Origin of the sequence: Conexibacter woesei Iso977N (genome assembly GCF_000424625.1) — a bacterium.
In the GTDB taxonomy this organism is placed as follows: domain Bacteria; phylum Actinomycetota; class Thermoleophilia; order Solirubrobacterales; family Solirubrobacteraceae; genus Baekduia; species Baekduia woesei_A.
Genome location: NZ_AUKG01000006.1, coordinates 62,063 through 78,986 on the forward strand (window position 1 = coordinate 62,063; position 16,924 = coordinate 78,986).

Annotated in this window: 16 protein-coding genes, 1 pseudogene and 1 riboswitch; of the genes and pseudogenes, 6 read left to right on the plus strand and 11 right to left on the minus strand. The window is 73.4% G+C overall.

What is annotated here, in order from left to right; genetic code table 11:
- The first annotated feature begins 10 nt into the window (after positions 1-10).
- Positions 11-1,111, plus strand: coding sequence for a hypothetical protein (locus H030_RS35760; RefSeq protein ID WP_051223850.1), 1,101 nt, complete (start codon positions 11-13; stop codon positions 1,109-1,111).
- A 12-nt stretch (positions 1,112-1,123) separates the two neighbouring features.
- Positions 1,124-1,837, plus strand: a complete 714-nt coding sequence (locus H030_RS40355) for a DUF2652 domain-containing protein (RefSeq protein ID WP_027008492.1) — start codon at positions 1,124-1,126, stop codon at positions 1,835-1,837.
- Between the two features lie 132 nt (positions 1,838-1,969).
- On the opposite strand, the pseudogene H030_RS38710 reads toward H030_RS40355, so the two are convergent.
- A pseudogene (locus H030_RS38710) lies at positions 1,970-3,502 on the minus strand (cyclic nucleotide-binding domain-containing protein); the annotation flags it as partial.
- Between the two features lie 28 nt (positions 3,503-3,530).
- Positions 3,531-3,649, plus strand: a riboswitch (cobalamin riboswitch).
- A 36-nt stretch (positions 3,650-3,685) separates the two neighbouring features.
- On the opposite strand from H030_RS38710, the gene H030_RS0127510 reads away from it, so the two are divergent.
- The 4 genes from H030_RS0127510 to lgt are packed head-to-tail and all read left to right on the plus strand — an operon-like array spanning position 3,686 to position 6,159.
- Positions 3,686-3,910 (plus strand): CbtB domain-containing protein, encoded by a 225-nt coding sequence (locus H030_RS0127510; protein WP_027008494.1) that lies wholly within the window; start codon positions 3,686-3,688, stop codon positions 3,908-3,910.
- A gap of 18 nt (positions 3,911-3,928) precedes the next feature.
- The gene (locus H030_RS0127515) at positions 3,929-4,684 is read left to right on the plus strand and encodes a CbtA family protein (RefSeq protein ID WP_027008495.1); all 756 of its coding nucleotides are present in this window, start codon (positions 3,929-3,931) and stop codon (positions 4,682-4,684) included.
- A gap of 42 nt (positions 4,685-4,726) precedes the next feature.
- Positions 4,727-5,209, plus strand: a complete 483-nt coding sequence (locus H030_RS35765) for a DUF3291 domain-containing protein (protein ID WP_035130417.1) — start codon at positions 4,727-4,729, stop codon at positions 5,207-5,209.
- A gap of 14 nt (positions 5,210-5,223) precedes the next feature.
- The gene (lgt, locus tag H030_RS35770) at positions 5,224-6,159 is read left to right on the plus strand and encodes a prolipoprotein diacylglyceryl transferase (RefSeq protein WP_196809297.1); all 936 of its coding nucleotides are present in this window, start codon (positions 5,224-5,226) and stop codon (positions 6,157-6,159) included.
- On the opposite strand, the gene H030_RS0127530 is transcribed toward lgt, so the two are convergent.
- The 10 genes from H030_RS0127530 to H030_RS0127575 form a co-directional block, all read right to left on the minus strand.
- Positions 6,156-7,292: a 5-(carboxyamino)imidazole ribonucleotide synthase gene (locus tag H030_RS0127530; RefSeq protein ID WP_035130420.1), complete on the minus strand. Its 1,137-nt coding sequence runs from the start codon at positions 7,290-7,292 to the stop codon at positions 6,156-6,158. The two genes, lgt and H030_RS0127530, sit on opposite strands and share 4 nt — an antisense overlap.
- Positions 7,289-7,819, minus strand: coding sequence for a 5-(carboxyamino)imidazole ribonucleotide mutase (gene purE, locus H030_RS0127535; RefSeq protein WP_231398559.1), 531 nt, complete (start codon positions 7,817-7,819; stop codon positions 7,289-7,291). The genes H030_RS0127530 and purE overlap by 4 nt, the downstream gene beginning before the upstream one ends.
- 56 nt (positions 7,820-7,875) lie before the next feature.
- Positions 7,876-9,435 (minus strand): APC family permease, encoded by a 1,560-nt coding sequence (locus H030_RS35775; RefSeq protein ID WP_051223852.1) that lies wholly within the window; start codon positions 9,433-9,435, stop codon positions 7,876-7,878.
- A complete protein-coding gene (locus H030_RS0127545) occupies positions 9,432-10,790 on the minus strand; it encodes an aspartate aminotransferase family protein (RefSeq protein ID WP_027008498.1) in 1,359 nt (452 codons plus the stop codon). Before H030_RS0127545 ends, H030_RS35775 begins: the two co-directional genes overlap by 4 nt.
- A 71-nt stretch (positions 10,791-10,861) precedes the next feature.
- Complete coding sequence (argE, locus tag H030_RS0127550; RefSeq protein WP_027008499.1) at positions 10,862-12,031, minus strand: acetylornithine deacetylase; 1,170 nt, start codon at positions 12,029-12,031, stop codon at positions 10,862-10,864.
- Positions 12,021-12,989, minus strand: a complete 969-nt coding sequence (locus H030_RS0127555; protein ID WP_196809298.1) for a LysR substrate-binding domain-containing protein — start codon at positions 12,987-12,989, stop codon at positions 12,021-12,023. Before H030_RS0127555 ends, argE begins: the two co-directional genes overlap by 11 nt.
- Positions 12,986-14,479, minus strand: a complete 1,494-nt coding sequence (locus tag H030_RS0127560; RefSeq protein ID WP_051223853.1) for an aldehyde dehydrogenase — start codon at positions 14,477-14,479, stop codon at positions 12,986-12,988. Before H030_RS0127560 ends, H030_RS0127555 begins: the two co-directional genes overlap by 4 nt.
- Positions 14,476-15,180 (minus strand): DUF1028 domain-containing protein, encoded by a 705-nt coding sequence (locus H030_RS0127565; protein WP_027008502.1) that lies wholly within the window; start codon positions 15,178-15,180, stop codon positions 14,476-14,478. The genes H030_RS0127560 and H030_RS0127565 overlap by 4 nt, the downstream gene beginning before the upstream one ends.
- Positions 15,177-15,590: a RidA family protein gene (locus tag H030_RS0127570; RefSeq protein WP_027008503.1), complete on the minus strand. Its 414-nt coding sequence runs from the start codon at positions 15,588-15,590 to the stop codon at positions 15,177-15,179. Before H030_RS0127570 ends, H030_RS0127565 begins: the two co-directional genes overlap by 4 nt.
- Positions 15,587-16,870, minus strand: a complete 1,284-nt coding sequence (locus tag H030_RS0127575) for a flavin-containing monooxygenase (protein WP_027008504.1) — start codon at positions 16,868-16,870, stop codon at positions 15,587-15,589. Before H030_RS0127575 ends, H030_RS0127570 begins: the two co-directional genes overlap by 4 nt.
- Positions 16,871-16,924: the final 54 nt, after the last annotated feature.

A 16,924-nucleotide genomic window follows, 5' to 3' on the forward strand; every position in this document is an offset into this window, starting at 1 on the left:
GACGACGACCTTGACCCCAGAAGCGAGCTACACGCGCGTCGCCGGCCTGCCGCTCGTCATCGACCGCTGTGAGCTGCTGCCGCTCGTGCGCGACACGTCGAGCGGGTTCACGAAGGTGTCGCTCGTCGTGCGGCTCGGCGGCGGGTCCCACACGGGTGAGGGTGAGGACATCACCTGGGACCAGATCGACCAGATCGAGCTGCTCCGCGGCGCCGGCGACCTCAGCTGGCTGCACGGCGCGCGCACGTTCGACGAGCTGTCCACCTTGCTCGGGCTCGCGAACCTGTTCCCGGTCGAGCCGATCCGCGAGAGCGCCCGCTTCTACCGCCGCTGGGCGTTCGAGAGCGCCGCGCTCGACCTTGCGCTGCGCCAGAACGGCCTCTCGCTCCAGGACGCCGTCGGGCGCGAGGCGCGCCCGGTCAACTTCGTGGCCTCGGTCCGGATCGGCGACCCGCCGAGCCTGCGCGGGCTGCGCGCGTGGCTGGCGCAGAACCCGGGCCTGCGCTTCAAGCTCGACCCGACGCCGAGCTGGGACGACGAGCTCGTCGCCGAGCTGGCGGGTCTCGGCCGCGTCGACGTCATCGACCTGAAGGGCTCCTACCGCAACCTCACGGTCGCGATGGAGCCGGAGGCCGGCCTCTACCGGCGCGTGATCGAGGGGCTGCCGGACGCGTGGATCGAGGATCCGGCGCTCGTGCCCGCGACCACGGCGCTGCTGGAGAGCCACCGCGACCGGATCACCTGGGACGAGCCGATCCACGCGATCGCCGACGTCGAGGCGCTCGCCTGGCGGCCGCGGATGCTGAACGTCAAGCCCGCCCGCTTCGGGAGCGTTCGCGCACTACTGGACACCTACGACTACTGCGCGACGCACAGCATCGGCGTCTACGGCGGCGGGATGTTCGAGCAGGGCCCGGGCCGCGGCCAGCTCCAGTACCTCGCGTCGCTGTTCCACCCGGACACGCCGAACGACATCGCGCCGCCCGAGTACAACCTCCAGGTCGTCCCGCACGACCTCCCCCACGCCCCGCTCGCGCCGGAGCCCCATCCGACCGGATTCCGTTGGGGCACTTACGACGAACGCCGCACGATCCGCGAGCGGCGCGGATAGGATCGGCGCACGATGGCGTCAGAACGCACACTGCTCCTGATCGCCGACATCGGCGGCTACACCGACTACATGCGGACCCACCGGATGAGCCTCGCCCATGCCGAGGTCAACACCGCGCGGCTGCTGGAGGCCGTCATCGACGCGGCCGGCGACTTCGACCTGATCGAGATCGAGGGCGACGCCGCGTTCCTCTCGCGCCCCGCGGACGCCCTCGACGACGACGCGACGGCGGCGGCCATGACCGCGGCGGTCGCCGCGATGCACCGCGCGTTCCACGTCGAGCGCCGCTACGTCGCGACCAACCTGTGCCCGTGCGACGCCTGCGAGCAGGCCGAGAACCTCAAGCTGAAGTTCGTCGCCCACGTCGGCGAGGTCGCGACCCAGACGATCCGCGACCGGCGCAAGCTCGTCGGGATCGACGTGATCCTCGTGCACCGGCTGCTGAAGAACCCGGTGCAGGACCCCGAGTACGTGCTCTTCTCGGAGGACCTCTACCGCTCCGGCGGGACGGCGTTCGACCCGGTGCGCGAGCTGCCGCAGGACCTGGAGGGCATCGGCCCGGTGCTGACCTACGTCGCCGGCATCGAGGGCGTCGCGGGCTCAGCCCCCGCGCTGCCGGACCCAGGCTGGCTCGAGCGCCTCGGCCGGACCGCGGGCGTCGCCGGCCGCGGGTTGCCCTACATGTTGGGGTTGAAGCGCACCCGCCGCGTCGCCTCCGGCGGCTGAGCGCCGTCGCGCGGCGTCGGCCCCCAGGCGGGCGGTGACGAGCACGTCGCCCGCGGCCGCGGCCGCCGGGTAGCCGGTCACGGCGGTCAGGTAGGCGCTGCGGCGCAGGCGGCTGACGTGCAGCCGCGTGGCGCCGGCGGCGCGCACGGTCGCGGTGCGCGGCTGGTCGTGCAGAAGGGCGATCTCCCCGAAGCACTCGCCGTCGCCGAGCGTTCGCACGATCCGATCGTCCTGGAGCACGTCCACGCTGCCGGACCGCACGATGTAGAAGAACTCGCCGCGCTCGCCCTGGCGGAACAGCGTGTGCCCGGGCTCGACCTCGGCGTGCTCCAGCGCCCCGGCGAGCTGCTCGATCGTGGCGACCGGCAGCGCGCCGAGCATCTCGATCGCGCGCATCGTGTCGATGTCGGTGTCGCGCACCGTCATGTCGGCGTCCAGGCGCCGCAGCGCCGGGCGGCGCGCGAGGACCGCCAGCGGCGCGAGCAGGCCGATCACGACGAGCGCGAGCCGGACGCCGAGCAGGTCGACGACCAGCGGCGTCACGAGGCTGCCGGCCGCCGCGCCGAGCGTGAGGATCGCCTCGAAGCCGGCGAACATCCGGGCCAGGACGGCCTCGTCGGCGAGCCGGGCGAGCAGCGTGAAGCCCGCGACGTCGATCAGCGCGTTGCCGATCCCGACGACGCCGAGCAGGACGATCGCCGCGGCCTCCCCGGGGATCGCGCCGATCAGGACCAGCGGCGCGCCGAAGAGCGCGACGCCGATCCCGAACCAGAGCGCGAGCCGGCCGCGGCCGACGAGGCCGAACGCGAGCAGCGAGCCCAGCAGGCCGCCCGCGCCGACCGCCGCGGTCAGGACGCCCACCCCGGCGTCGCCCGCACCGACGAGGTCGATCGCGACCGCGACGGTGAGCACGGTCAGGCAGCCGCGCGTGAAGGTCTGGACGAGGCCGAGGCCGGTGATCAGCGCGAGCCCGCGGTCGGCGGCGATCGTCCGGAAGCCCTCCAGGACGGCGCGCCCGCGCCCCGAGCCACCGCCGGCTGCCGTCGCCGGTGCGGGCCGCGGCGGCGCGTCGTAGGCGAGCCCGACCACCACGAGCCCGCCGAGCAGCGACGCGCCCGCGCAGACGCCGAACACCGCCGCCGGCCCGCTGACCGCCAGCAGGACCGCCGCGACCGCGGGCCCACCGAGCGTCGCCGCCGAGTCGAGCAGCCCGCGGACCGCGTTGGCGCGCGTCAGCTGCTGGGGCGACGTGCACAGCGCGGGCAGCAGGGCCGCGTGCGCCGGGCGGAACAGCGCGAGCGCGACCGTGCTGACGACGGCCAACATGTAGGTCACGACCGTCGGGCCGCCGCCCGCGGTGACGACCGCCGCGCCCGCCAGCGCCGCGGCCCGGGTCAGCCCGACACCGGTGAGGACCCGTTCGCGGCGCACGCGATCGGCGATCGTCGCCAGCCATGGCGCCAGCAGCGCGGCCGCCGCCATCCGCACGGCCGCGACGACGCCCACCGCGGCGATCCCGCCGTCCCGGAACGCGACGACGGCCAAGGCCACCATGAACGCGACCTCGCTGGCCCAGACCGCGCAGAACGAGAGCTGGGCACGCGGGATCGACGCGACACGTCCGAGCACGGGCCGAGTGTCCCACAGCGCCCGAGCGCCGCGCACGCGCCGCCACGCCGTCGCGCGCGGCGGGTATGATGCCCGCGCGTGGGGTTGCGAGGAAGCCGGTTGAAGTCCGGCGCGGTCGCGCCACTGTGACCGGGAGCAGCGCTCCCGGAAGCCAGACACTCGGCCCCGCGATGTCTTCTAAAACGCACGGGACGCACGATCCCGAGAAGGAGCCACCGCATGTCTGACGTCGCTCTCGAGCGCCGCGCCGGAGCCGAAGTCGCACCGAAGCCGATCGCTTCGGCCCGCGAGCTGCTGCCGTTCGTCCTGTTCGCAGGGCTGGTCCTGATGTTGTTCATCTACTTCGTGGGCGCCGAGGAAGGCGCGACGTCGCTGATCGGCGGCAGCTCGGTCCACGAGTTCGTGCACGACGCCCGGCACCTGCTGGGCTTCCCCTGCCACTAGGCGATCGAGACCTACAACATGGTTCGTTCCCTGCTCATCCGCGGGATGCTGGTCGGTGCCGCCGCCGGCTTCCTCGCGTTCCTCTTCGCCCACCACTTCGGTGAGCCGCAGGTCGCCCACGCGATCGCGTTCGAGGACCACCTCGCCAAGCTGCACCACGACCCGGCCGAGGCCGAGATCGTCTCCCGCGGCACGCAGCGCACGTGGGGCCTGCTGACCGGCACGCTCGCGATGGGCACCGCCCTCGGCGGCCTGTTCGCGCTCGCGTTCGCGTGGGCCTACGGCCGGATCGGCAGCTGGGGGCCGCGGGCGACCGCGGCGATCCTGGCGGCCGCCGCGTACCTGACGATCGTGCTCGTGCCGTTCACCAAGTACCCGGCCAACCCGCCGACGGTCGGCAACCCGGACACGATCGGGCGCCGCACGGTCCTGTACTTCGTGATGATCGTCATCTCGCTCGCCGCGGCGCTGGCCGCGGGCCGGATCCGGCGCTCGCTGCTCCCGCGCCTCGGCGCGTGGAACGCGGCGACGGTCGCCGTCGCGGCGTTCGTGGTCCTGGTCGCGGTCGCGCAGCTCCTGCTGCCGGTCGTCCACGAGACGCCCGCCGGCTTCCCGGCCGACGTGCTCTACCGGTTCCGGCTGGCCTCGCTGGGGATCAACGCGACGATCTGGCTGGCCGTCGGCCTCGGCTTCGGCTACGCCGCCGAGCGGCTGCTGAGCCCGGCCGCGCGCAGGGCCCCGGCCGCCCCCGCGGCGGCCACGCAGCACCCCTGAGCAAACAGCCGCCCGGCTTGCGCTGCGCGATACGGTGGCGACGTGGATCGCCATCTCGCCCAGCTCAACGTCGGGCGGCTGCTCGCCCCGCGCGAGGACCCGATGATCGCCGACTTCATGGCCGGCCTCGACCACGTCAACGCGCGCGCCGACGCCGCGCCCGGGTTCGTCTGGCGTCTGCAGACCGACGAGGGCAACGCCACGTCGATCACGCCCACCGAGGACCCGCTGTTCCTGGTGAACATGAGCACCTGGACCGGCCTCGACGCACTGCGCGAGTACGTCTACCGCGACCCGGAGCACCTGCGCTACATGCGCCGCCGGCGCGAGTGGTTCGAGAAGGTCGACCTGATCCTCGTGCTCTGGTGGGTCCCGGCGGGGCACCGGCCGTCGGTGGCCGAGGCGCTCGAGCGGCTGGAGCACCTGCGCGAGCACGGGCCGACGCCGCACGCGTTCACGTTCCGCACCGCGTTCGACGAGGCGGACGCGGGGCCGGTCCTCAGCGACGACCGCTGCCTGGCCTGATCCTGCCTGCCAGGATGAGGGTCGTGACCCTCGCCGCGATCCCCAGCCCCTCCGAGAGCGGTGTCCGTCTCGGCCCGCTGTTCGTGCACGCCTACGGGTTGATGTACGTGATCGGCGTCCTGGCCGCCGTCGCGCTGACGCGCGCGCTCTGGACCCGCCGCGGCGGCGACCGCGACGTCGTCGCCGACGTCGCGCTGTGGGGCTTCCCGGCCGGGCTGATCGGCGGGCGGCTGTACTTCCTGGCGACGAGCTGGAACGAGGTGCCGAACCACTGGTGGGGGCCGCTGGCGATCTGGAAGGGCGGCCTCGGGATCTGGGGCGGGATCGCGCTCGGGACGCTCGTGGGCATCTGGCGGCTGCGGCGCGCCGGGGTCGACGTCGCGGCGTTCATGGACTGCGCCGCGCCCGGGCTGCTGGTCGCGCAGGCGATCGGCCGGGTGGGCAACTACTTCAACCAGGAGCTGTTCGGCGGGCCGACGTCGCTGCCCTGGGGCCTGCGGATCGACGCCGCGCACCGCCCGGACGGGTACGGCGCGTTCTCCACCTTCCAGCCGACGTTCCTGTATGAGTTGATCTTCAACCTCATGTTGGCCGCGTTGTTGGTGGTGTTGGTCCGGCGCGGCCGCATCCGGGCGCCCGGCGTCTTCGCGCTCTACGTCGCCGGCTACAGCGGCTTCCGCATCTTCGAGGAGTCGTTGCGCATCGACCCGGCCCACCACATCCTCGGCCTGCGCCTCAATTTCTTCGTGGCGATCACGCTCTGCGCGACCGGCCTCGCCTGGTTCGCCTGGACCCAGCGCACCCGCTTCACCCGCCGCACGGCCCGCCGCGGCGGCGCGCTGCTGGCCGCGGGCTGGGCGACGCTGTCGATGGCCGCCTGCGGCCACGACCACCACCGCCACGACGGCGCCACGCCCGCGGCGCCCGCCGCGGTCATCGCGCAGCGCTAGGCGCTGCCCAGCGCGTCGGCGACGGCGCGGGCGTGGTGAAGGGCTTCGTGGGGTGTGGTGGCGATGGCGTTGACGTGGCCGAGCTTGCGGCCGGGGCGGTGGGACTTGCCGTAGAGGTGCAACGTCGTGTCCTCGACGGCGAGCGCGGCGGCGAGGCGCGAGGCGTCCCAGGCGGAGGCACCGCCCAAGATGTTCACCATCGCCGCGGCGGGCACGATGGAGGACGTGTCGCCCAAGGGCAGGTCGAGGACCGCGCGGAGGTGCTGCTCGAACTGGCCGGTGATGCAGGCGTCCATCGTCACGTGACCGGAGTTGTGGGGGCGGCAGGCGATCTCGTTGATGATGATGTCGCCCCCACCGGTGACGAAGAGCTCGACGGCCATCACACCGGAGAGGTCGAGCTGGGTGGCGAGGTCGAGGGCGAGCGTGACCGCCGCCTGCTCCGACGTGGTCGCGGGAGACGCGATCGTCACGTCGGTGCAGATGCCGTCGACCTGCGTCGTCCGGAACGGCGGCCAGGCACGGACCTCGCCGCTGGGCCGCCGCGCGACCATGACGGCGAGCTCGTGGTCGATGGCGACCCGCTCCTCGGCCAGGAACGTGCCGCCGGAGGCGAGCACCTCCGCGCCCTCCGCGGCATCGCCCTCCCCCAGGATCCAGACGCCGCGCCCGTCGTAGCCGCCGCGCGCGGACTTCAGCACGACGGGCCAGCCGTGGCCGGACGCGAAGGCGGTCACCTCGTCCCACGTGGCGACCTCCGCGAACGCGGGCACGGCCAGCCCCAGCGCCGCGAACGTCCTCCGCGCGTGGAGCTTGTCCTGTGCCGCCAGCTTGGTCGCCGGCGCCGGCCGCACCGGGACCGGCGACTGCGCCTCCAACGCCAACAGGTCCTCCGGCGCCGACAGCTCGTGGTCGAACGTCACGACGTCGACCCCCGACCGCGCGAAGGCGACCAGGTCGTCCGCCGACGTCCACGTCCCGTCGACCCGCCGCGCGCCCGCCAGCGCCGCCGAGCACTCCGGGTCCGGATCGAGGACGACAACCTGCACACCGAGGCTGATCGCCGCCTGGTGCAGCATGCGCGCCAGCTGCCCGCCGCCGACGACACCGACCACGGGCACGTCGTCGCTCATGCGTTCCTCAGCTCGTCCTGGAGCCGCTCGTCCTTCGCGCGCGCCTGCTCGGCGAGCGTCTCCTGGAACTCGAGCATCGCCCCGCGCAGCCCCGGATCGCCGGCCGCCAGGATCCGCACCGCCAGCAGCCCGGCGTTGCGCGCGCCGTCGACGGCGACCGTCGCGACCGGCACGCCCGCGGGCATCTGGACGATCGACAGCAGCGCGTCCATCCCATCGAGCTTGGTGATCGCGACCGGCACGCCGATCACCGGCAGCGGCGTCAGCGACGCGACCATGCCCGGCAGGTGCGCGGCCCCGCCGGCGCCCGCGACGATCACCTCGATGCCGCGGTCGGCCGCGCCGCGCGCGAAGGCCACCATGTCCTCCGGCGTCCGGTGGGCGGAGACGACCCGCGCCTCCCACCCCACGCCGAACTCGCCGACGGCCTCGCCGGCCGCGCGCATGACCGGCCAATCCGAGTCCGACCCCATGATGATCGCCACACGCGGCGGCACGTCGTTGTTGGGCTCCACGCGTCGCGACACTAGCCCAAATGAGCCAGAATGGCGCACGATTGCGCCAATTTCGCTCACCCGCCGCCCTAGGCGCTGAGGCTCGCCTCCGGCTCGGCCGCCACGACCACCGCGCCCTCCTCCACGAGCCCCTCGCGCCGCCGCTCGGCGCGCCCCGCGGCCAGCCCGACGAGCGTCAGCACGACGATCACCGCGACCGTCCCGAGCGTCAGCAGCTCGAACCGCGCGCGCGACACGCCCCACGTCTCGTGGAAGTCGTAGTCGACGCCGAGCAGCGACTCCAGCGTCCCCGGGAACAGCGCGACCCACGACCCGAGCAGCGCGAAGAACGTCGCCGCGCCCGTCGCCAAGCGCAGCCCGGTCATGCCGTACGGCACGACGAACGGCCGCGGCACGTCCGGCATCGTGCGCCGCAGCACGAGCACCGACGGGTAGATGATCAGGTAGGACATCAACACGGTCGAGATCGCCACCGTCAGCACGATCGCGAACGTCGTCCCCGCGTCACCGGACGTGAGGTTCTGCGCGACGATCACGAACGCCGTCGCGACCGCGCCCGAGAACAGGTTCACGCGCACCGGTGTCCCCAGCCGCGGGTGGAACTCGCCGATCCAGCGCGGGAACGTCCCGTCGATCCCGGCCGCCGCCAGCACGCGGTCCGAGCCCATCATCCACGCGGCGCCCTGCGTCAGCAGCGTGAAGATGAAGGCCAGCCCGGCCAGCTTGACGAGCGCGTCCTGCGCGCCGCCGTAGACGCTGAAGGTCGTCGAGACCGCGTCCATGAACCCCGCGACGCCGGTGATCTTGCTCGCCGGCACGACCAGCAGCACGGCCAGCACCGGGATCAGGTAGCAGAGCACCGAGATCGAGGCCGACCTCATGATGTACACCGGCCCGTCACGGCGCGCGTCCTCCATCTCGTCGCTGGCCGCGGTCCCGCACTCGAAGCCGCTCAAAGCGAACACGAGCACCGGCACGGCGCCGAGGAAGCCCGCGGCGGTCGGCGAGAAGAAGTCCTTCAGCGCGTAGCCGTGCACGCCGTGCTTGATCGCGTAGATCACGACGGTCACCGACACGATCGCGACCAGCCCGATCTTCACGAACGCGCCGACCGACGGGATCCACTTGCCGCGCCGCAGCGACATCACCGCGACGAGGATCCCGACCCACACGAACCCCAGCTTGAACACGTAGTCCAACAACGACCCCGACGCCAGGTGCGAGATCTGCGAGCTGAACGTCTCGGTCGCGATGAAGCACAGCGAGCCGCCCAACCACAAGGGGTTGGTGATCCAGTACAACACGGCGCCGAGCCCGGCCCAGCCGCGGCCGAAGGCCAGCCGCATCCAGTAGTACGGGCCGCCCTCCTGCGCGAAGGCGCCGCTCATCTCGGACATGATCCAGGCGTAGGGCACCACGAACAGCGGCACCAGGAGCAACATCCAGGTGAACGTCTCGGCGCCGAAGCTGGAGATCTGGCCGATCGTGTCCAGCGACACGACCGTCGCGATGCCGAAGAAGATCAGGTCGAAGAGCCTCAGGCTCTTGACCATCCGGTGGCGCTGCTCGTCGGCGAACGCGTCGCCGCCGCCCGCGCCGGGGCGTGCCTCCTGGGCCTCGCTGCTCACGACCAGCTCCCGTCGGGCTGCAGGCGGCGCAGGACCGACTCGAGCGCGCCGACCAGCTCGTCGGCCTCGGCGATCGTCATCGACAGCGGCGGCGACAGCACGACGTTGTGGCCGCAGTTGCGCACGATCACGCCGGTGTCCCTGCGTGCGACGTCCTCGACCGGCGGCGACACGACCAGCGGCTCACGCGTCTCCTTCGACGTCACCAGCTCCAAGGCCAACATCATGCCCACGCCGCGGACCTCGCCGACGATCTCCAGCTCGTCGGCCAGCGGCGTCAACTTGTCCAACAAGTACTTCCCGGTGGACTTGGCCTTCCCGAGCAGGTCCTCGCGCTCGATGATGTCGAGGTTGGCCAGCGCCACCGCGCACGCGGTCGGGTGGCCGTTGTAGGTGTAGCCCATCGGGAACCCGTGGTCCTGGCCGAGCACCTCGGCGACCGCGCCCGAGACGAGCACCGCGCCCTGGGGCATGTACCCGGACGTCAGGCCCTTGGCCGTGACGATGATGTCGGGCTCGATGCCGAAGTGCTGGGCGGCGAACCACGAGCCGGTCCGGCCGTAGGCGGTCACGACCTCGTCGAAGATCAGCAGGATCCCGTGGCGGGAGAGCAGCTCGCGCACGCGCGTCCAGTAGCCCTCCGGCGGGATGATCATGCCCGCGACGCCCATGATCGGCTCGCCGATCATCGCGGCGATCCTGTCGGCGCCGATCGTGTCGATGGTGTCCTCGAGCTCGCGCAGGAGGAAGTCCGTGGGGTCCTCGCCGCCGAACAGCTCGCTGCGGTAGGGCCACGGCGTGGTCAGGTGCTTCACGTTGGGCAGCATCGGCCCGAAGCCCTCGTGGTAGATCGGGAACCCGGTCGCGCTGCCCGAGCCGTAGCCGACGCCGTGGTAGGCCTGGTCGCGGGCGAGGATCCAGTTGCGCTCGGTGTCGCCGCGGCGGTGGTGGAAATACCGCGCCATCTTGATCGCGGCCTCGTTGCCCTCCGACCCGCCGCTCGTGAAGTACACGTGGTCGACGCCGTCCGGCGAGATCGCCACGAGCCGGTCGGCCAGCTCGATCGCGCGCTCGTTGGAGAACTCCCAGAACGACATGAAGTACTCGAGCTGCTCCATCTGCGCGCGGGCCGCCTCGGCGATCTCCCTGCGCCCGTGGCCGACCTGCGCCAGCCACAGCCCGCCGGTCGCGTCGAGGTACTCGCGCCCCGCGACGTCCCACAGCCGGCAGCCCTCGCCGCGCTGCATGATCACGCGCTCCTGCACGCTCGTCGGCAGGTACGGGTGGATCAGCAGGTCGCGGTCGCGCTGGACCAGCGCTTCGGCGCCGCTGAGCGTGGGGGTCGAGTCGAGCATGGCGGCAGTATCTTCGCGCCTTCGCTCCATGTGAATCCGCATGCGCGGACTGCTGGTTCGGCCCTGCCGATTCAACCGCGCAGGCGCGCGATCAGCCCGGCCACGAACGCCTCGCCGGCGGTCAGCTCGGCGACCGTCAGGTACTCGTCGGGCGTGTGGCCCTGGGCCATCGAGCCGGGGCCGCAGACGACGACCGGGACGCCGAGGCGCTGCTGGTAGAGGCCGGCCTCGGTGCCGAAGTCGACCGCGCCGCCGCTGCCGCGACCGGCCACCGTGCCGACGTGGGCAGCGAACGCGGCGCCCGCGGGATCCGGTGCCAGCGCCGGGTAGCCCGCGACCTGCCGGACCGCGACCACCGCCTCGGGGGCGCGCGCCTGCAGCTCGGTTTCGAGCGCAGCGGCGACCGCCTCGATCCGGCCGACGATCCCGTCGAGCGGCTGGCCGGGGAGCACGCGCGTCTCGACCTTCAGCGTGCACGTGTCCGGGACGATGTTGACGGCCACGCCGCCCGCGATCGGGCCGATCCCGATCGTCGCGTGCGGGACCGAGAACGCGGCGTCGGTCGCCTCGCCGGCCAGCTCGCTCCCGAGCGCTTCGAGCTGCCCGACCAGCTGCGCCGTCGCGACGACCGCGTTGACGCCCGCGGCCGGCGTGGCGCTGTGCGCGGCGCGGCCGCGCACGGTGATGTCCAGCGCCGCCTTGCCCTTGTGGCGGTCGACGACGCGCAGCGCGGTCGGCTCCCCCACCACCACACCCGCCAGCGGGGCCGGGAGCAGGTTGTCGCCCAACGCGTCGAGCAGCGGCCCGATGCCCGCGCAGCCCAGCTCCTCGTCGTGGGACAGCGCGAGGTGCAGCGGCGCGCGCAGGGCCGACGGGTCGCTCGCGCGCACCGCCGCCAGCGCCGCCGCGAGGAACCCCTTCATGTCGGTCGCGCCGCGGCCGTGGAGCCGGCCGTCGGACTCGCACAGGCTGAAGGGGTCGCTCGTCCAGCGCTGGCCCGCGACGTCGACGACGTCGCCGTGCGCGGCGAGCAGCAGCCCGCCCGCGGCGTCGGCGGGGCCGAGCACCGCGTGCAGGACCGATACGCCGGAACGCGTGCCGTCAAGGACATGCACAACCGCGCCCGCGCCCTCCAGCACGTGCGCCACCTCGGCGATCAGCTCGCCGTTGCCGCCGCCCGCGATCGACCGGCACGCGACGAGCCGCGCCAGCAGCGCGACCGCGCCGCGGTCAGGCGCCATCGCCCAGCCCGGCCACCGCGCCGCTGGCGATCGCCGCGCGCGCGTGCTGCTCGAAGGCCTCGACCAGCCGCGTCGGCCGCAGCGCGTCCAGCCGCGCCAACCCCATGATCATCGGGCGCGCGTCGCCCGCGATCGGCCGCGTCACCAGCGGCCGGCCGTCGAGCGCGACGTCCACCCGCGGGCGCGCGTTGATGATGGTGTAGCCGAAGTCGTTGGCGACCATCGTCCGGATCACCTCCGGGTGCACCGAGCGGTGCGCGACCGCCGGCTCGACGCCCGCCGCGGCGAACAGCGCCCGGAAGTAGTCGCGCGAGTGCGGCAGGTCGAGCAGGACCAGCGGCTCGGCGGCCAGCTGCTCCATCGTCACGGTCTCCTGCGCGGCGAGCGGATGGCCGGCGGCGAAGCACGCGCGCGGCGGCAGCGAGGCCAGCGGCGCGAACGTCAGGTCGCCCGTCAGCGCCAGGTCATAGGTCAACGCGACGCTGAGCTTGCCCGACCGCAGCCCGGCGACGAGGTCGTCCTGGCCCGCCTCGACCAGGTCGACGCTGACCTCCGGGTGCTGCTCGCGGAAGCTCTGGCCCAGCCGCGGCGTCACCAGCGGCGCGAGCGTCACGAGGCAGCCGAGGTGCAGCGTCCCGCTCAGCTCCGCCGTCAGCTCGGAGGCGAAGCGCTCCAGCTCGTCGGCGTCGCGCAGCAGCGCCCGCGCCCGCGCGAGGAACTGCCGGCCCTCCGCGGTCGGCGAGATCCCCTGCGCGTGGTGGCGGATCAGCAGCTGGACGCCGAGCGCGGCCTCCAGCTGGGAGATCGCCGCCGACACGGAGGACTGCGCCACGGGGATGTTCTGGGCGGCGTCGGTGACGCTCCCGGCATCCGCCGCGGCGACGAAGTACTCCAACTGGCGCAGCGTGAAGCGCATCGCGGTCACGGTCGCCAGTGTCGCACGGCGTTCGCCGATCACGGCGTGTCCCGGAACCTGATCCAGGTCGTCTTCAGCGCGGTGTACTGCTCCAGCGCGTGCAGCGAGAGGTCGCGGCCGAAGCCGGAGCCGCGCACGCCGCCGAACGGCGTCTGCGGGCTGAGCGCGTCGACCGTGTTGACGGAGACCGTGCCGACCTTCAGCCGCGGCGCGACGCGGTGGGCGCGGTCCAGCGACGACGTCCACAGCGACGCGGCCAGGCCGTAGTCGCTGTCGTTGGCCAACATGATGGCCTCGGCCTCGGTGTCGAACGCCAGCACCGCGAGGACCGGGCCGAAGACCTCCTCGCGCGCGATCCGCGCCGACGGCGCGACGTCGCGGAAGACCGCCGGCTCGACGTAGCAGCCGCGGCGCTCGCCGCCGGCCACGAGCGTCGCCTCGCCGCGGCCGATGTTGATGTAGTCGCTCACGCGGTCTGCGTGCTCGGCGGAGACGAGCGGCCCCAGCCGTGTGGCGGGGTCCAGCGGATCGCCCGGGACCAGCGCGCGTGCGCGGGTGACGACGCGCTCCAGCAGCTCGTCGTGGATCTCGCGCTGGACGAGCAGGCGCGAGTTGGCCGAGCAGACCTGGCCGGCGTTGAAGAAGATCGCCTGACAGGCGGCGTCGGCCGCGGCGTCGAGGTCGTCGACATCGGCGAAGACCAGGTTGGGGCTCTTGCCCCCGCACTCCAGCGCGACGCGCTTGAGGTTCGAGCGCCCGGCGTACTGCAGGAACAGCTTGCCGACCTCGGTCGAGCCGGTGAACGTGAGGCAGTCGACGTCCATGTGCAGCCCGAGCGCGGCGCCCGCGCCCGGCCCGTCGCCGGGGACGACGTTGAGCACGCCGTCCGGGAGCCCGGCCTCGGTCGCCAGCTCGGCGAGCCGCAGGACCGACAGCGGCGACTGCTCGGCGGGCTTGACGACCACGCTGTTGCCCGCGGCCAGGGCCGGCCCGAGCTTCCACGACGCGAGGTCGAGCGGGAAGTTCCACGGGACGACCGCGCCGATCACGCCGAGCGGCTCGCGCCGGACGAGCGCGAGGTCGCCGGGACCGGTCGGGGCGACCTCGTCGTAGAGCTTGTCGATCGCCTCGGCGTAGAACGAGAAGACGGCGGCAGCGCCCGGCACGTCGATGGTGTAGGCCTCGGTCACCGGCTTGCCCATGTCGAGCGAGTCGAGCAGCGCCAGCTCGTGCGCGTGCTCGCCGATCAGCGCGACGAGGCGCAACATGATGGCCTTGCGCTCGCCCGGCGCCGTGCGCGACCAGACGCCGGACTCGAAGGCGGCGCGGGCCGAGCGGACCGCGTCGTCGACGTCGGCCGCGTCGCCCGCCGCGACGTCGACGATGACCTGCTCGGTGGCGGGGTTGACCGACGCGAACGTCTGCCCGGAGCGCGCGTCGCGGAACGCGCCGTCGATGTAGATCCCGGCGCGCGGCGTCAGCCCGGCGGCGCGCTCGGTCCAGGTCCGGGTGTCCTCTTCGAGCAGCGTCATCGGACGGCCTCCTCGTCGTTGTTGATGGGGTCGCCCGGCACGCCGTAGGCCGGCGCCGCTTCCGGGTCCAACGCGCGCGTGACGTAGTCGTCGCGCTGCGGCGCCCAGACGTCCCAGAGCGCGGCGAGCGCCGCGATCGGGTCGTCGTCGGTCCAGTCGACGCGCAGGCTCGTCTCCGGCCACGGGACCGCGCCCGCGACGAGCAGGCCCGCCGAGTGCAGCGGTCCCTCCTCCCCGCCGGCCGCGACCGCCGCGGCCATGGCGCGGAGCAGCCGCGCCTCCAGCTCGTCATCCGAGTTGTCCATGAACGCCGCGCCGACCGCGTCGAGGACGTCCTCGCCCGCGAGCATGTTGCCCGCGGCCGCCCAGCCCTCCCCCGTGCGCGTGCCGTGGGTCCCGAGCGCGCGGGTGCCGGACCACGCCGCGCTCGCGCCGCTCGCGTCGACCACCGCAAGCTGGCGGTGCTCCGCGTGGTCGGCCTGCGCGGCGACCGCGCCGACCGCGCCCTCGGCCGAGACGCCGGACGCCAGCGCGTCCAGCAGCGCCGGGCCCAGGCGCGGGTCGGTCACGTTCTGCGACGCCGCCACGCCGACGCCCGCGCGGACGAACGCGCAGCGCGCGGCGACGGCCGGCGAGGACGACGAGATCGCCAGGCCGAGCCGGCCGGTCCGGCCGCAGCGGCCGAGGATCGAGAACGTCACGAGCCGAGCACCGCGGTCGCGTCGATCTCGACCAGCCACTCGGGCCGCGCCAGCGCGCTGACGACGATGCCGGTCGAGACCGGGTGCACGCCCCTCAGCCACTTGCCCATCACGCGGTAGACGGGCTCGCGGTAGCGCGGGTCGACCAGGTAGACGGTGACCTTGACGATGTGCTCGAGGCCGCCGCCGGCCTCCTCCATCAGCAGCTTGATGTTCTTCATCGCCTGCTCGGCCTGGGCCTCGACGTCGCCGACGCCGACGTTCCCCGAGCTGTCGAGGTCCTGGCCGATCTGGCCGCGCAGGTAGACCGTGTCGCCCGCGACGACGGCCTGGCAGAGGTCGTTGTCGAGCCTCTGCTCGGGGTAGGTGTCCGCGGTGTTGAACATGCGGATGCGCTTGTGGGTGGTCATGCGGACACCTCGACCTTCGTGCTCGTGCGGGAGTTGTTGTCGTACATCAGGTAGGAGCGCTGGGTCTCGATGTGGCCGGCGAGGTGCTTGGCGTCGTGCCACACGCCCCAGATGAACGTCGAGCCGCGCCGCGACTGCCACGGCAGCCCGAGGAAGTAGACGCCCGGCTCGGACGACACGCCGCGGCGGTGGCGCGGGCGGCCGGCGGCGTCGAAGGCGTCGACCTGCAGCCAGGACCAGTCGCTCGTGAACCCCGTGGCCCAGACGATCGACGTCACGCCCGCGGCGGCGAGGTCCAGCTCGCGCAGCGGGTCGACCGCGGCGGCGGGCAGCGGGCCGAGCGCGCGCGCCTCGGGCTCCTGCGGCAGGTCGGCGCCCATGCGCGAGATGTAGGCGTCGGCCTCGTCGAGCAGCGACAGGTAGCTGGCGTCGCCGTTGTTGATGTTCTCGGCGAGGTCGGGCGCGAAGCTGATCACGCCGTCGGCGTAGGACGTCATGAACCCGACGAGGTCCATCCCGCGCGCGGCGAGGTCGCGGAAGTCGACGGTGTGCCCGCCGCGCGCGCCGCTGACGGCGATCGTCACGTGCTCGGCGCCGGCGGCCGGCGTCTCCATGTCCCACTGGTTCAGTACGCCCAGCCACCAGCAGAAGTCGCGCCCGCGGTAGCTGCGCGGCGGGCGCTCGTGCGGCCCGACCGACAGGAACACGCGCCGCCCGGCGCGCAGCAGCTCGTCGGCGATCTGGACGCCGGACGAGCCGGCCCCGACGACGAGCACCGCGCCGTCCGGCAGCTGCTCCGGGTTCTTGTAGGCACTGGAGTGCAGCTGCTGCACGGGCGCGCCGGCCGGGACCAGCGGCGGGATCGACGGCTGCTGGAACGCGCCGGTCGCGGCGACGACGTAGCGCGCCTCGATCGTGCCGTCGCTCGTCTGCGCGGTGAAGCCCGGGCGCCCGTCGTTGCGGCGCACCGACAGCACCTCGACGCCGCAGCGCACGGGCGCGTCGAACTTCGACGCGTAGGCGACGAAGTAGTCGGCGACCTGCTCCTTGGTCGCGAAGCCGTCCGGGTCGACGTCGCCGAACTCGAGGCCCGGGAAGCGGTCGTGCCACGCCGGGCCGTTGGCGACCAGCGAGTCCCAGCGCGCCGAGCGCCAGCGCTCGGCGATCCGGCCGCGCTCCAGGACCACGTGCGAGAGCCCGCACGCGCGCAAGTGCTCGCTCATCGCCAGGCCGGCCTGGCCGCCGCCGACGACCAGCACCTGGACAGCTTCGTTGGACATGACCGCCAGTCTGCGGGCGGTGCTGCATCGGCTCAATGGGAAGAGCCGACGCCG